Genomic DNA, 14,430 nt, shown 5'->3' on the forward strand with positions numbered 1-14,430 from the left:
TGATGGAAGAACAATTATCTAATTTTAGAATTAAACAGGGCCGCAGCGTTTTTAGTGCGTACAATGGAATCAACTCGTTTTCATTTGCTCTCGTTACAGGAAACACAATCACTCTTTATGCTCTTGCTCTAAAAGCTAACAGTACCGTCATAGGTTTGCTTACAGCCTTTATGTACATGTGCTATTTTACAATTCCCTTAGGAAAGCTGATGGCTCGGCGTTTTACAATTGTAAAAACCTTTGCTTATACTTGGTTTTTGCGAAACAGCTCGCTTTTACCCATCTTGTTTATTCCGTTCTTTTATTTTAGAGGCGAAAATGAAGCCGCCATCTTTATGCTCTTACTTGCAGTAGCTCTTTTTAATTTTTTCCGTGGAGCCGGAATAGTTGCAAACAATCCGGTCATAAGCCTTTTGGCTCCGGGCAAGGATCGAAATTCTTATATAGTCAAAATCTCATTGACAAATAACTCGGCAGCCCTTGCAGCCATAATATTTTTAACCGTCTTTTTATGGTTTTCTCCAAGACTCGGAATCGATATAGTTTCTACATATAATATAACTGCAATAATAGGAATTATTACGGGCTTTGCAGCCTCGGCTCTTTTGCTTAAACTTCCCGATCCCGATTTTGAAAGGAGAATGGAGGCTGTAAAAGAAGCTAAAGCAGAAGGAAGAAGCCGAAAGGAAATACGAAAGCTAAAGAAAGGAAACCAAAACCTGCAAAAGGGTTCTTTTTTTGCTGCTGCAAAGGAAGCCTTTGGCGATAAAAATTTTGCGCTCTATATTTTTTCGTTTTTTATAATTCAGTTCGGAATAAGTTTGGCCCGTCCCTTTATAATTGTTTATGGAAGATCGGTTTACGGTATACCCGATAATTTGGTAATTATCTTTTCTCTTGCTTCAACTATGGGTTCCCTTTTGGTCGGGCTTTTAATGCGTCTTTTAATAGACAGGATGGGAGCAAAGCCGATGTATGTTATTTTTACGGCACTCAGTGTTGCAGCTCTTTTTCCTGCAATTGTAGCTCCTGCGAGAGAAATGCAGCTTATCGCATTTATATTTTTAATTCTGTTTTCGATGATAACCAACATGGGCTTTTCCGCTCAAATGGATGCATCTCAGGCCTACTTCTTCGGAATAGTTCCGTCAAAATCCTTGATGGATTTGAGTATGCTTAATTTTTTTGTTATGGGTATTACAGGAGCTCTTGGTTCAATCTTGGGCGGCCGCATTTTGGATATGCTCCAAACCTCAGGCTTTTCCAATTTGAGTATGTACCGTTTATTTTTTTCGGGCGTTATAATCTGCATCCTTTTCGGAATGATTTTTCAGATTAGGCTTTTAAATCTTGGAGGCCGCCTTGTAAAAGATGCTCTTGCAGTTATTTTTTCGCCGCGCGACATGAAGGCTTTAAACCTTTTATATAAACTGGATTCGAGTGAAAGCCTTCAAACGGAAGAAAAAATTTTGCATGAACTTACGGCAACAGCTTCTCAAGAATCGGCCGACAAGTTAAATCAATATATGAAGTCTCCCCGCTTTTCGATAAGATATTCTGCAATGAAGTCGCTAAATTCCTTAGAAAAACTTTCGGCAAAAAATAGGGAATCTCTTTTAGAAGAATTGAATAAGGGAGAATTTACTACGGCCGCTCTTGCTGCTAAAACCCTTGCCCATTTTAATGTTTACCAAGCTGTCGAACCTTTGAGAAAAGCCATTGAAAGTGAAGACTATCTTTTGGCCGGAGAGGCGATGGTTGCTCTTGCCCGCCTTAAAGATGAGGCTTCTCAATTTAAAATTTATCAAATCCTATCGGGAACACAAAATCCTAAAATTCTGCTTGCAGGCATTAAGGCTATGGAAACTTATAGGTCGGTAAATTCTATTCCTTTTATAATCGACTTGCTCCGCAGGGAGGGACTTCCTTCCTTGGTAGAAGATGAGGCTTATTTAAGTTTGGCTTCGATGATGAATGTGGAGGGCGGTTTTTATTTTGCTTATGACCGCTTTAAAAACGAAGCGAGAGATACGGGAGCTATTTTTACCGACATGCTGGATGAAGCCTTTGCAAAAAGAAAAAATTCTGATCTTGAATTTAAAAAGATAATTTTAACATTTATAAGCGAAGCTTCAAACGATACAGAATTTATAAAATGGTTTTTAGATTTGGCTGAAGATTTTTTAGGCATGAATACGGCTCTTCTTTTGAGCGTTGTAATGGATGTCGATATGGTTACAAATAAATCCTTTAGATTTTTCTTGTGCTATTGGGCCGTGTCGATTTTTAAGGAACCGAAATTGGCAGCAATCTAAACTAAGGAGTGGAATATGAATGAGGTTATTGAGAACATGCTCACTCGTGTGAGTGTCCGTAAGTTTACGGCAGACAGGGTCGAAGACGAAAAGCTTAAAACGATTGTAGAATGTGCTAAGGCTTCTCCGACAGGTAAAAACAGGCAGATGAGAAAATTTACCGTTGTGCATAATAGGGAGAAAATACAGGAACTTGCAAGGGCTGTTTCTTCCGTGCTTGATATTCCGAATTATCGAATCTATGACTGTGATGCGTTGATACTCATAAGTTTTGAAGAGGATGACCGCTTCGGCTACTGCGATTCTTCGGTTGCAATTCAAAATATTTATCTTGCAGCCCATGCCTTAGGGCTGGGGTCGGTTTGGATAAATCAGCTGAGGGAAAAATGTAATTCGCCCGAAATAAGACGCGTTTTAGATTCTTTTAATATTCCTAAAAATCATGTTGTCTGCGGAATATCCGCTATCGGTTATCCTGCTGAACATCCCGAACCTAAAACACGTACCGAGCCTGTGGAATTCATAAATTAAAAGAATAAAAAAAGACCGGTCAACTTTTGCTGTAACCGGTCTTTTATATTAGCCAAAACTATCTAATAATTTTTAGAAGTTTCCTGTAGGTTTTACATAGGGGAGGTAATCTCCGTAACCTTCTTTTTCCATGTTTTCATAAGGGATAAAGCGCAGGGCTGCACCGTTTATGCAGTATCTTAAACCGCCCGCATCGGCAGGACCGTCATCGAAGACATGACCGAGGTGTGCTTCTCCGGTTTTTGAAACAACTTCGATACGGTTCATACCGTAACTTCTGTCTTCCAAATACTCAAGGGCTTGAGTGGTAATAGGCTTTGTAAATGAGGGCCAGCCGCAGCCTGCATCGTACTTGTTTAATGAAGAAAAAAGAGGCTTCCCTGTTGTGATGTCGACATAAATTCCTTCAGCATCAAATTTATCGTACTCGCTTGTAAAAGGTCTTTCGGTCGCTTTTTCTTGAGTAACGGAAAACTGTATTGTCGTTAAAGATTTTTTTAATTCTTCTTTTGACGGCAGTTTAAATTTACTCTCATCATAGAGCGGTTTTAAAGCAAGGGTTAAGTCTATGTGGCAATAGCCGCCGGGATTTTTTTCAAGATAGTCTTGATGATAATCTTCTGCAAGAATAAAATGACGCAGTTTTTCTACCTCAACAACAATCGGCCTTGAATATTTTTTTTGCATAAACTTTACAAAGCTTTGTATTTCTTTAACCATAGAATCATCTACATAGTAGATGCCCGTCCTGTACTGACGGCCTGTATCGTTTCCCTGTTTGTTTAAGGATGTCGGATCTATTATTCTAAAATAATGAGCCAATAACTCCTGCAAACTTACTGTAGAAGCATCATAAACTATCTTTACAGTTTCGGCATGATCACTTTCCTTTAAGCCATTGTAGCCCGCTTTTGAGCTTTTGCCGTTTGCATAGCCCGTGTCCGTTTCTTTTACGCCCGGTATCTGTCTAAAATATCCTTCAACGCCCCAAAAACAACCGCCTGCAAGATATATTTCTTTAATCATTCCGTTTCCTCCAATGGGTAATTTTTGCTCTGCCTGAGCCTTTGTGCATGATAGGAATAAAACTATCATCAGCAAAAGACTCGTGTGCATTAAGATGTTTTTATTTTTCATATCTAATTCCTCTCGAAAAAAAATTTACATCTTTTTTTTATAAAAAACAAGGTATTTTAATAATAAATTTATTTTATTGTTTTTTGTTTGCTGCTTTTTTCTTTATGGTTCTAATAAGACGTGTTGCCGATGTAGAAATAATTAAGCCTATTGATATGGCTATGGCTATAAAAGCTGCTTGAACTCCTTCGCTTACCCCTTTTTCTAACCTGTCAGTGACGAAAAAGAGCATGGTCTTATAAACCTTAAAGCCGGGAACCAATGGAATTGTGCCTATAACGATAAAGCATGTAACCGGAGTCTTTTGAAGGACGGCAAACCAATCAGCTAAGAGGCCTACTGCTAAGGCTCCTGCCAAGGTTGCAAATATATAATTGACACCCATATTCTGAAAAAATATTAAGACCGTCCAAGAGATGCTTCCGCAGAGGGCGCTTAAAACCGTATTTTGTTTCGGAACCGAAAACAAAAAACAAAAACAAAAACTTGCTATAAAAGATGCTATTGCATGTATGTAGAGCGGCATTATATTCCTCCAAAAAGAGAGTAAGCGAAAAGAACGGAACCTATACCGAAGGCGATGGCCACGGCGATGAGTACAGCCTCACAGGTACGGGCAATTCCCGAAATTAAATCTCCCAAAATAAAGTCCCTTATACCCGATGTAAAGGCGACTCCCGGTACAAGTGATAAAACGGCTCCAACTATTATCATGTCAAGATTTTTTACAAAGCCTACATGATAAAAAAGAATGGTTATTATGCCTACAAAAAAGCCCGCTATAAAATTTCCTAAAAATACCGTTTTAGAAAACCGGGTAATCCTATCATTTAAAAATACGGCAGCAAAGGTTGCAAGAAAGGTAACGATAAAATCGTTTACCGTACCGCCTAGAAGTACGGAGAAAACTCCGCAGCCTATTCCGGCCGTCGTCAAGATAAGCCAATAGGGATAACCTTTTTCTGCATCAATCTTTTTTAAAATATCGAGGGCCTCAGTTTCAGCGATTTTGCCTTGAGTAAAGTTTCTTGAAAATTCGTTTACCAATGAAATCTTTTTTATATTGCTGCCGCGGCTCTTTATATTTTTAATATACGTAGTGCCTTCTTTTTTGTCGTCACCTATCATTATTACGGTAGGACTTATAAAAACGGCTATATCTGTAAAACCTCGCGAAGCACAGATCCTTAAAATAGTCTCTTCGGTTCTATTCATCTCGGCTCCGTTTTTTATTAAAAGCTCTCCGGCCGCTAAAGCGATTCTAAAAATTGAAACCGCTTTTTTTTCTTCTTCCATTATTTTCCCCAGTCGTGTTAAAGTCTTGAACCAAAATATAACACAGGCGATTGAAAAAAACAAGTAATCCTGTGTTATGTAAGGGTAATACCGCTTGCAATTTATACGGTACGACTTAATCGGTGAAACTTAAATTAGAGGCAGTACTTTATTTAATGCGGATTTTATGATATAATCACTCAAATATGGATTATTATGTAGTTCAGGTCAGTACAGGTAAAGAAAAGAATTTTATCGAAGATGCGGAATTTAAAAATAAATTTAAAGAACTATCTTATTCTATAGTTTTTCCTCAAAGAATTTTAAAGATAAGAAAGTCCGGTAAGGTAACGGAGAAGCAGCTGCCTGTTTTTGCTGGGTATTTGTTTATAGGTGCTGATGAGATTTCAAAAGAGTTGTATCAGCATATTAGAAAGTGTAAAGGCTTTTATAGATTTTTACCTAATAATCAAGAACCCAGATCTTTAGAAGGAAGAGATTTGGAAATCCTTAATCAATTTATTTCTTTTGGAGGGGTTGCGAAAATTTCACAAGTCGTATTTGATGAAAATGATAGAATAAAAGTTATTGAAGGTCCTTTAAGCGGACTTGAAGGTTATATTGTAAGAGTGAATAAGAGGAAGGGAAGAGCTACCGTTTGTCTGGATATGTGTCAGACTGCTTTTTCTATCGACTTAGGATTTGAAACAATAAAGAAGGAAGAAAAAAATGGACCGTCCTAATAAGCAAAAATCTTCTATATATATAGTAGGCGCAGGTCTTGCCGGAACTATGATTGCGCATGAAATTTCGGCAAAAAAAATATTCGGTAAGGTTGCCGCATTCTTGGACGATGATCCTAAAAAAATCGGAACCAAGATTGATGGAATCCCGGTATTCGGTCCCATAAGTGAAACGGTTCATTTAATAAGAATAGATGCAGGAGATGTGGCTCTGATTGCAATTCCCAGTATACGCTCCGAACGTTTGCGGGAAATATATGAGCTTTTAAAATCGGCAGGGTTTTCAAAAATAAAGTTGTTACCTGCAATTTCGCAAATCATTGACGGTTCGGCGCATTTGGTGCAGGCCCGCGAGATAGACCCGCAGGACTTACTTACCCGCACTCCCGTCACAATTTCTTTAAAAAAAAGTTTGGCATACCTCAGAGGAAAGCGTGTTTTAATTACAGGTGCCGGAGGTTCTATCGGGAGCGAACTCTGCCGTCAGCTTTTATCCGGCGGTGCCGAACGCCTCTATCTTTTCGGGCACGGAGAAAATTCCATCTACCAAATTTATAAAGAGCTTAAAATATTGCAGGCAGGCGGTGTCGGCGACAAAGCTACAATTGTTCCGGTTATAGGAGAGTTAAAAGACTGCGAGTATATGCGCTACATCATCAAGCAATTAAAATGCGATGCGGTTTTTCATACGGCGGCTTATAAACACGTTCCTTTGATGGAAGAAAATCCTGTTGCGGTTATCGAAAACAATGTCTTCGGAACAAAGAATCTTTTGGATGCCTGTGTCGAATTCGGAGTAAAACGCTTCGTTTTAATTTCGACCGATAAGGCTGTTGAGCCTGTTTCGGTTTACGGTGTTTCAAAACTATTAAGCGAAAAATTGGTATTGCAGGCTGCCGAAGCCGTAAAAGAAAAAAAAGATTCGGCCTACATGTTTGTCCGCTTCGGAAATGTTTTGGGTTCAAGAGGTTCTATCTTTCCCTTATTTGTAGAGCAAATACAAAACGGAGGTCCCGTTACCGTAACCGATAAAAAGATGATCCGCTTTTTTATGACAATCCCCGAAGCTTGTTCCTTGGTATTGCAGACTGGAGGTGTCGGCAAATCGGGCGAGTCCTATCTTCTCGACATGGGGGAACCTGTAAATATTTATGAGACGGCAAAACAGTTGATAAGCTACATGGGCTTTGAACCTGAGAAGGATATTAAGATAGAAATAATCGGCCCCAGAGAAGGGGAGCGTTTGGAAGAACCTCTTTGGTCATCAACCGAATATCTTGAAAAAACCGATTACGAAAAAATTATGCGTCTCCGCGATAAAAAAGAATTCGATTCTAAAATCTTAAACGAAATTTTAAAGACCCTGCACCCTTTTTGTTTTTATAGTGAAGAAAACAAAGATGACTTCCGCAACAAAGAAAAGATGCGCAAGTTTTTAGAGGAAAAAGAGCTTTTAAGATAAACCTTGACATATATTTGAGTTGTGTTATACTTATAAAGATGATATTTATAACCACCACGGAAAACTAATTTTACTGTTTAATAAAACCGCGAAAAAGATGTCTTGTTGCGTAATTTGTAAAATTTTAGTATGCTTTTGAAAGGTGTTTGCAAGCAGGAGTTTAAGATGAAAAAAATTATCTTTCGAATTGTTATTGCTGTTTTGATTATTGGAACTGCCGCTTTTTTTATTTTATTTTCAAAATATTCCGAAGCAGATGAGCAAAAATATAAAAATTCTTATATGTCAAAAAAAGAATTGGAAGAAGATTACGCCTTTGTTTGGGATTTTATAGAAAACGGTTATCCTTTTAAAAATGTTTGTATAAGAGCCGGAACTGATTTAGAAAAAATAAAAAAAGATTATTTTAAAAAGTTACCGGATATAAAAGATGAATTGGAGTGTTATTTATTTTATATGAGTTTGCTTTCTAAAATACAAAATAATAAACATATTGGGCATCTTGATGTATATGATGTGTATTCATTAAATTCGGATACATATAGAGTACAAAATACTAATGTATATGATAATGATGTAAAAGTAAATTCGTTTTATTATTTACTTCTTATGAGAATGAACTCTGCAATAGAGCAAAATCGTTCGGAAGAGATATTAAAAAAATATGATTTAAACTTAAAGCCTACTATTGATTTGGAAGAGGAGAATGGTCTTCAATCTTATTTTGAAACAAAAATTATTGAAGATAAAAAAATTGCCTATTTAAATATAAAAAGCTTTTATACGTATACTAATGAAATTAAAGAAGCATATAAAAAAAGACTGAATTCAATTTTAACTTCATTTCAAGATTATGAAAATTTAATCATAGACCTGCGGGAAAATAGAGGGGGTGTTAGACGCCTTTGGCAAGATTGTATTGTTTCTCCCTTAATTAAAAAAGAGCAGGAGTTTTGCTGGGAGGTTGCTTATAATAGTAATAATAAATTTACAAAGGCTTTTATAAAAGATTTTCATTCCAGTAAACTTGAACCCAATAGAAATTTCGATTCTTTTAGTTTTAGCAGCAAAAATAAACCCGATAAAGAAAATTTTGATTCTATATGCAGTTATACAAAAATTATTAAACCCTTGCAGCCTTCTATTAATTTTTCAGGAAAGATTTGGTTATTGATAGGATCGGCCGCCGAATCTGCGGCTGATGAATTTGCATCATTTGCAAAGCAGACAAAGTTTGCGAATGTGATTGGAGAAAATACTTCAGGAAACGGTCTTAACAGCAGCTGCTTTTATTTAAAACTACCCAATAGTTCCCTTCTTATCCAAAGCGATATTTTGTACGGTCTTAATTCCGATGGTTCATGTAATTCCGAAGTAGGCACAGCTCCCGATATTTATAATCTCCCCGGTAAGGATGCCTTAGAGACTTGTTTGGAAGAAATCAAAAGATTGGAAAATAAAAACTAGTTTTTTACCGTTTAATTTAACCGCCAAGCCCGCGAAGGGCGCAAAGAAATTTTTAGGGGAGAAGAAAAACTTTTGATGGAGCAAAAGTTTTTCTTCTCCCCTAATATAGCGGTATGGATTATCATTAAGACAAACCTGCGGTTTTTCTTAATAATCTTTTTCCTTTGCGTTCCTTACGGGTTATTAAAAATAAATAAAATTGTAAACTTCTAAAATAAACACTTGACAGATTACAAAAGTATGTTAAGATTAAATTAAGGTCTTTTTAAAAGACTAAAAATATTTGAATTTAGGTGTAGGAGCCTAAACAAAGGAGTTTTTATGAAAGACTTATTGAACAATGGGTTTTCAGCCTGTGTCTGAAACAGAGATGCTGATGGTTGAGGGCGGTGCAGGTGATAATGGGCCGCAAAAAGGTAAAGATCCTTTATGTCCATTTCCTGATGAAGGCGGAGGAAAACCGAAAGAACCGAAAGAACCAGATCCTGGTTCCGGCGGAGGCAGTGGTGACCTACAAAATTTTAATGTATGATAATAACAATTAATCGTTGAGATGGATTTCTGTCTCAACGATTAACAATTATCATATTAAGGAGAATTTTTATGAAACCTGATGCTAAAAAGAAAGTAGAATTTTTTTTTATTTGTGCTTTAGTTGTTCTAGTAATTTCTTTTTTTGCATTTTCTATATATTTATCAAAAAAAGAGGAAAATGGAGAGTTTAGTTTTAATTCATTCAAATCGGGTTTTATTTCTTTTGAAGATTGCATCGCTGATTACGAAGCTTTTTGGGATTTTATCTACACCGAATATCCTTTTACCGAAGTATGTGAAAGAAAAGGAGCCGATTTAAAAAAAATAAAGGACGAAGGACATAAAAAAATTGAATATTCAGCCCCCATAGATAGTCAAAACTCATATATATCTTTTTATGCAAAACTTTGTGAAGATATCACTTCCCGTTATTTTACAGGTCATCTTTATCCTGTATCTATGAGAGATTATGAATATGGTATGGCTTCTTCCGATTCCTATTTTAAGTTATATGATGTAGATTTAATGAACTCTTTTTATAGTGCTAAGCCTTATTATACCGTTAATTCTTTAATAGGCAGCGGTGCAAGAATGGTTAAGGCCGATATAAAAATAATCGAGGAGGGTAAGATAGCTTATGTAAGGATAGATTCTTTTCGGAAAAGAGGATATGCAAAAGAGTATGTACAGTATAAAAAGGATATGAAAAAGTTTTTCTTGGATACCGAAAAATATAAACATATAATAATAGATGTATCTCATAACGGCGGGGGAAGTGTTGAATGTTATGACAGTGATATTTTGAGTTATAATAATATTGGCAGAAATATCCGGCAAAAAATATATTTTTTATGCTCAAAAAACAAATATACAGAGCTTAATCCTTCATTTAAAAACAATCAAATAGATATAAAAGAAGTTCCCAATATAAAAAATGCAAATACAAAAAAAAATACTATAGCTCTTTATGAAGAAGATGCTGCCAGTTTTCAAGAGTTGTCTCCCGGATATGCTCCGCCCAAGGATAGGAGATATTGGTTATTGATAAGCGGAAAAACAGCCTCGGCCGCTGATAGGCTTGCAGGTTTGTGTAAGGCTTCAGGGTTTGCGACCCTTGTAGGCTCTAATACGGGAGGCTTGGGACATAACGGTTTCTATTCTCCTATTCACATGATGCTCCCGAAAAGCGGACTCCTTATAAAATTCGATCTATTGTACGGATTAAATTCTGAAGGATATTGCACAGACGAATTCGGCACCGCCCCCGATATTTATAATCTTCCCGATAAGGATGCTTTAGAGACCTGTTTGGAGGAAATACAAAAATTAGAATCGAGAGATTAATTTAACCGCGAAGTTCGCAAAGGGCGCAAAGAATTTTTAGGATGTTTTTATAACCAAATCTTTAATATCCCGTTGCGGTCTTGGCGTTCCTTGCGGTTATTAAAAAAATAAAAATTATAAATTTATGTAAAGAAACACTTGACAGATTACAAAAGTATGTTAAGATTAAATATAGTGTCTGAAACAGAGATGCTGATGGTTGAGGGCGGTGCAGGTGGTAATGGGCCGCAAAAAGGTAAAGATCCTTCATGTCCATTGCCTGATGAAGGAGGTGGGGGTAAAATAACACGACCTCCTAGGCCTGGAGGCGGCGGCGGAGGATCAAGCTGTGGTCACAGTTAAATAAGTTATTATTAAAAGATAGCCGGTTTAATATTAAATCGGCTATTAATTAGGAGCGCTTTGTGAAAAAATCTCATATATTTATAGTTATAAAATGTTTATTCTTAGCCGCCTTTGTAATATGTACAATTGTTATCTCAAAAAACCGGTATAAAATATCAGGTTTTATAAGTTTTGAAGACTCCGAATCCGATTACGAAGCTTTTTGGGATTTTATTTATAACGAATATCCTTTTACCGAAGTATGCGAAAGAAAAGGGGCCGATTTAAAAAAAATAAAAGAAGAAGGTTACAAAGAAATAAAATCTTCATCTCCTAGATATAGTCAAAACACATATATATCTTTTTATGCAAAACTTTGTGAAGATATCACTTCCCGCTATTTTACAGGTCATCTTTATCCTGCATCTATGAGTGATTATGAATATGCTATGACTACTTCCGATTCCTATTTTAAGCTATACGATGTAGATTTAATGAACTCTTTTTATAGAGTTAAGCCTCATTATTATATTAATTCGCGTATAGGTTATAGAGGAGTCGTTAAAGCTGATATAAAAATAATAGAAGAAGGTAAGATTGCTTATGTAAGGATTGATTCCTTTTGGTCAGGAGGATATGCAAAAGAGTATATACAGTATAAAAAGGATATGAAAAAGTTTTTCTTAGATACCGAAAAATACAAGCATATAATAATAGATGTTTCTAATAATGGCGGAGGAGATGTGAAATGTTATGACAGTGATATTTTGAGTTATAATAATATTGGCAGAAATATCCAACAAAGAATATATTTTTTATGCTCTAAAAATAAATATACCGAGCTTAATCCTTCATTTAAAAACAATCAAATAGATATAAAAGAAGTGCCCAATATAAAAAATGCAAACACTAAAAAAAATACTATAGCTCTTTATGAAGAAGATTCTGCCAGTTTTCAAGAGCTGGCTCCCGGATATGCTCCGCCCAAGGATAGGAAATATTGGTTATTGATAAGCGGAAAAACAGCCTCGGCCGCTGATGGGCTTGCGGGTTTGTGTAAGGCTTCGGGTTTTGCAACCCTTGTAGGTTCTAATACGGGAGGCTTGGGACATAACGGCCGACATTCACCGATTTATATGATGCTTCCGAAAAGCGGACTTCTTATAAAATTCGATCTATTGTATGGATTAAATTCGGAAGGCTATTGTGCAGACGAATTCGGCACCGCTCCCGATATTTATAATCTCCCCGGTAAGGATGCCTTAGAGACCTGTTTGGAAGAGATACGAAAATTAGGGGAAAAGACAAACTTTTGATGGAGCAAAAGTTTTTCTTCTCCCCTAATTTAGAGGTATGGATTATCATTAAGACAAACCTACGGTTTTTCTTAATAATCTTTTCCCTTTGCGTTCCTTACGGGTTATTAAAAATAAATAAATAAAAACGAAAAAAAATATTATAAATATTTGTAAACATCACTTGACAAATAAATAAAGTATGCTATACTTAACCTAATCTTAAATTTGAGTTTAGGTGTAGGAGCCTAAACAAAGGAGTTTACATGAACAATTTATTAAGAAAAGGGTTTCAGCCTGTGTCTGAAACGGAGATGGTAATGGTTGAGGGCGGTGCAGGTGATAATGGGCCGCAAAAAGGTAAAGATCCTTCATGTCCATTGCCTGATGAAGGTGGTGGGAGAATTGGACGTAAAAAAAAGCAGAAAAAGACTTGGGATCTCACTCGTTTTCCTGAAGAACGTTTTGGTCCAGATACTATAGGTGGGGTATTACCAATTACTCCATGGATGTTATATCGTTAATATTAGTTTTTATTGCTGTTAAAGATATTTTTTTGCGTATAGTAACTCTTTATGATTAAAAAAATTTTAGGTATCTTTCTTGTTATTAACTTACTATTCTCTTGTTCAAAAAAGATGGAAAGTCGAGATAATAAATTTATGTCGCTTAGCCAAATGGAAAAAGAGTATGAATATTTTTGGAAATTTATTTACGAAGCTTATCCTTATAAAAATGTATGTATTAGAAATGGTATTGATTTAGAAAATATCGAACAGATATATAAAAATAATCTGGAGAGTATAAAAAACGAATTTCAGTATTATAAATTTTATAAATATCTTATTGCTCAAATAACCGGACATAAGTATTATGGACATTTTTATCCTTTAAACTATACTATGTATTACTATGATATAAAAACGTGGTTACCCGAGTATGATGATTATGAATTAGTTAAACCTATTCAAGAAGATGAAAATGTAATTAAATTTTATGATAAAGGTTTGATTGAATATGAAACTGTTTTATATAAGAATTTTACAAGTTCTAAAATGTTTTGCAATAAACCTTATTCAAACACTATTGAAAAATTTGAATTTAAACCTCTTAAAGAGAATGAAATATTTTATATAAAAATTCCTACATTTATGAATTCAGATGATTTTGATTGGGAAAAATTTCATGATGTATGGAAGGAGATTTGCATAAAAAATTATAAACATATAATTATTGATGTTCAAAATAATATGGGCGGATCTATGAGCAATTGTGAGGATTTTATTATTTATCCGTTTTTAAAAGAAAATAAAATCTACAAGGCTTTTGTAATGTATAGATATACTAAATTTTCTGATAAATATATTCCTTATTTTTTTAACCAAGAAAAACAGGAACTTGAAATTTCAATTAGTAAAAATGAAATTTTGGATTTACCTAAAATTAATCAAGATGATAAAGAAGAATTTAACATTTTTTACACAGTGTTCTATAAACTAAATCCTATAAATTCAAGTTATAATTTTGAAGGCAAATTTTGGGTTTTGGTTGATTCAAATTCTTTTTCTGCATCAGATAGGTTTGCATCTTTTTGTAGGCAAACGAAATTTGCAACAGTAGTAGGCTACAATACAGGGGGTGATGGATTACAAGGTTTTCATCCCGTATTCTTAAAATTACCTGATAGCGGGTTAATTATAAAATATGATATGTTTTATGGTCTAAATCCGGATGGTTCATGTAATTCCGAAGTAGGCACAGCTCCCGATATTTATAATCTCCCCGGTAAAGATGCCTTGGAGACCTGTTTGGAGGAAATAAGAAAGTTAGGGGAAAAAACGAATTAGGGGAGAAGAAAAACTTTTGATGGAGCAAAAGTTTTTCTTCTCCCCTAATATAGCGGTATGGATTATCATTAAGACAAACCTGCGGTTTTTCTTAATAATCTTTTCCCTTTGCGTTCCTTACGGGTTATTAAAAATAAATAAAATTGTAAACTTCTA

General features: G+C 35.4%; 13 protein-coding genes. 10 read left to right on the forward strand and 3 right to left on the reverse strand.

Features of this window, described 5'->3' with window-relative positions; genetic code table 11:
* Positions 1 to 2 precede the first annotated feature (2 nt).
* Both E4O07_RS00645 and E4O07_RS00650 read left to right on the forward strand, forming a co-directional pair.
* On the forward strand, positions 3 to 2,315 hold the full coding sequence (locus E4O07_RS00645) for an MFS transporter (protein WP_253686756.1): 2,313 nt from the start codon (positions 3 to 5) through the stop codon (positions 2,313 to 2,315).
* Positions 2,316 to 2,330: 15 nt separating this feature from the next.
* Positions 2,331 to 2,846, forward strand: coding sequence for a nitroreductase family protein (locus E4O07_RS00650; RefSeq protein WP_253677361.1), 516 nt, complete (start codon positions 2,331 to 2,333; stop codon positions 2,844 to 2,846).
* Between the two features lie 72 nt (positions 2,847 to 2,918).
* Here E4O07_RS00650 and msrB read toward each other — a convergent pair whose 3' ends face one another.
* From msrB to E4O07_RS00665, 3 genes are all read right to left on the reverse strand, one after another.
* Positions 2,919 to 3,983, reverse strand: coding sequence for a peptide-methionine (R)-S-oxide reductase MsrB (msrB, locus tag E4O07_RS00655; protein ID WP_253686757.1), 1,065 nt, complete (start codon positions 3,981 to 3,983; stop codon positions 2,919 to 2,921).
* 73 nt (positions 3,984 to 4,056) lie between these two features.
* Positions 4,057 to 4,509, reverse strand: a complete 453-nt coding sequence (locus E4O07_RS00660; protein WP_253686758.1) for a threonine/serine exporter family protein — start codon at positions 4,507 to 4,509, stop codon at positions 4,057 to 4,059.
* Positions 4,509 to 5,279, reverse strand: a complete 771-nt coding sequence (locus E4O07_RS00665) for a threonine/serine exporter family protein (protein ID WP_253686759.1) — start codon at positions 5,277 to 5,279, stop codon at positions 4,509 to 4,511. The genes E4O07_RS00660 and E4O07_RS00665 overlap by 1 nt, the downstream gene beginning before the upstream one ends.
* Before the next feature lie 185 nt (positions 5,280 to 5,464).
* Here E4O07_RS00665 and loaP point away from each other — a divergent pair, with 185 nt between their 5' ends.
* The 8 genes from loaP (at position 5,465) to E4O07_RS00705 (ending at position 14,274) form a co-directional block, all read left to right on the forward strand.
* Entirely contained in the window at positions 5,465 to 6,001 is a 537-nt protein-coding gene (loaP, locus tag E4O07_RS00670) for an antiterminator LoaP (RefSeq protein ID WP_253686760.1), read from the forward strand.
* Positions 5,988 to 7,463: a polysaccharide biosynthesis protein gene (locus E4O07_RS00675; protein ID WP_253686761.1), complete on the forward strand. Its 1,476-nt coding sequence runs from the start codon at positions 5,988 to 5,990 to the stop codon at positions 7,461 to 7,463. The genes loaP and E4O07_RS00675 overlap by 14 nt, the downstream gene beginning before the upstream one ends.
* 165 nt (positions 7,464 to 7,628) lie before the next feature.
* Positions 7,629 to 8,930, forward strand: coding sequence for a S41 family peptidase (locus E4O07_RS00680; protein WP_253686762.1), 1,302 nt, complete (start codon positions 7,629 to 7,631; stop codon positions 8,928 to 8,930).
* Between the two features lie 340 nt (positions 8,931 to 9,270).
* The gene (locus E4O07_RS00685; protein WP_253686763.1) at positions 9,271 to 9,462 is read left to right on the forward strand and encodes a hypothetical protein; all 192 of its coding nucleotides are present in this window, start codon (positions 9,271 to 9,273) and stop codon (positions 9,460 to 9,462) included.
* Between the two features lie 71 nt (positions 9,463 to 9,533).
* Entirely contained in the window at positions 9,534 to 10,808 is a 1,275-nt protein-coding gene (locus E4O07_RS00690; protein ID WP_253686764.1) for a S41 family peptidase, read from the forward strand.
* Positions 10,809 to 11,212: 404 nt separating this feature from the next.
* Positions 11,213 to 12,448 carry a S41 family peptidase gene (locus tag E4O07_RS00695; protein ID WP_253686765.1) on the forward strand — a complete coding sequence of 412 codons (1,236 nt, stop codon included), beginning with the start codon at positions 11,213 to 11,215 and terminating at the stop codon, positions 12,446 to 12,448.
* A gap of 245 nt (positions 12,449 to 12,693) precedes the next feature.
* Positions 12,694 to 12,951: a hypothetical protein gene (locus E4O07_RS00700; protein WP_253686766.1), complete on the forward strand. Its 258-nt coding sequence runs from the start codon at positions 12,694 to 12,696 to the stop codon at positions 12,949 to 12,951.
* 51 nt (positions 12,952 to 13,002) lie between these two features.
* Positions 13,003 to 14,274 (forward strand): S41 family peptidase, encoded by a 1,272-nt coding sequence (locus tag E4O07_RS00705; protein WP_253686767.1) that lies wholly within the window; start codon positions 13,003 to 13,005, stop codon positions 14,272 to 14,274.
* Positions 14,275 to 14,430: the final 156 nt, after the last annotated feature.

This window comes from Treponema sp. OMZ 798 (genome assembly GCF_024181385.1).
Lineage (GTDB): Bacteria > Spirochaetota > Spirochaetia > Treponematales > Treponemataceae > Treponema_B.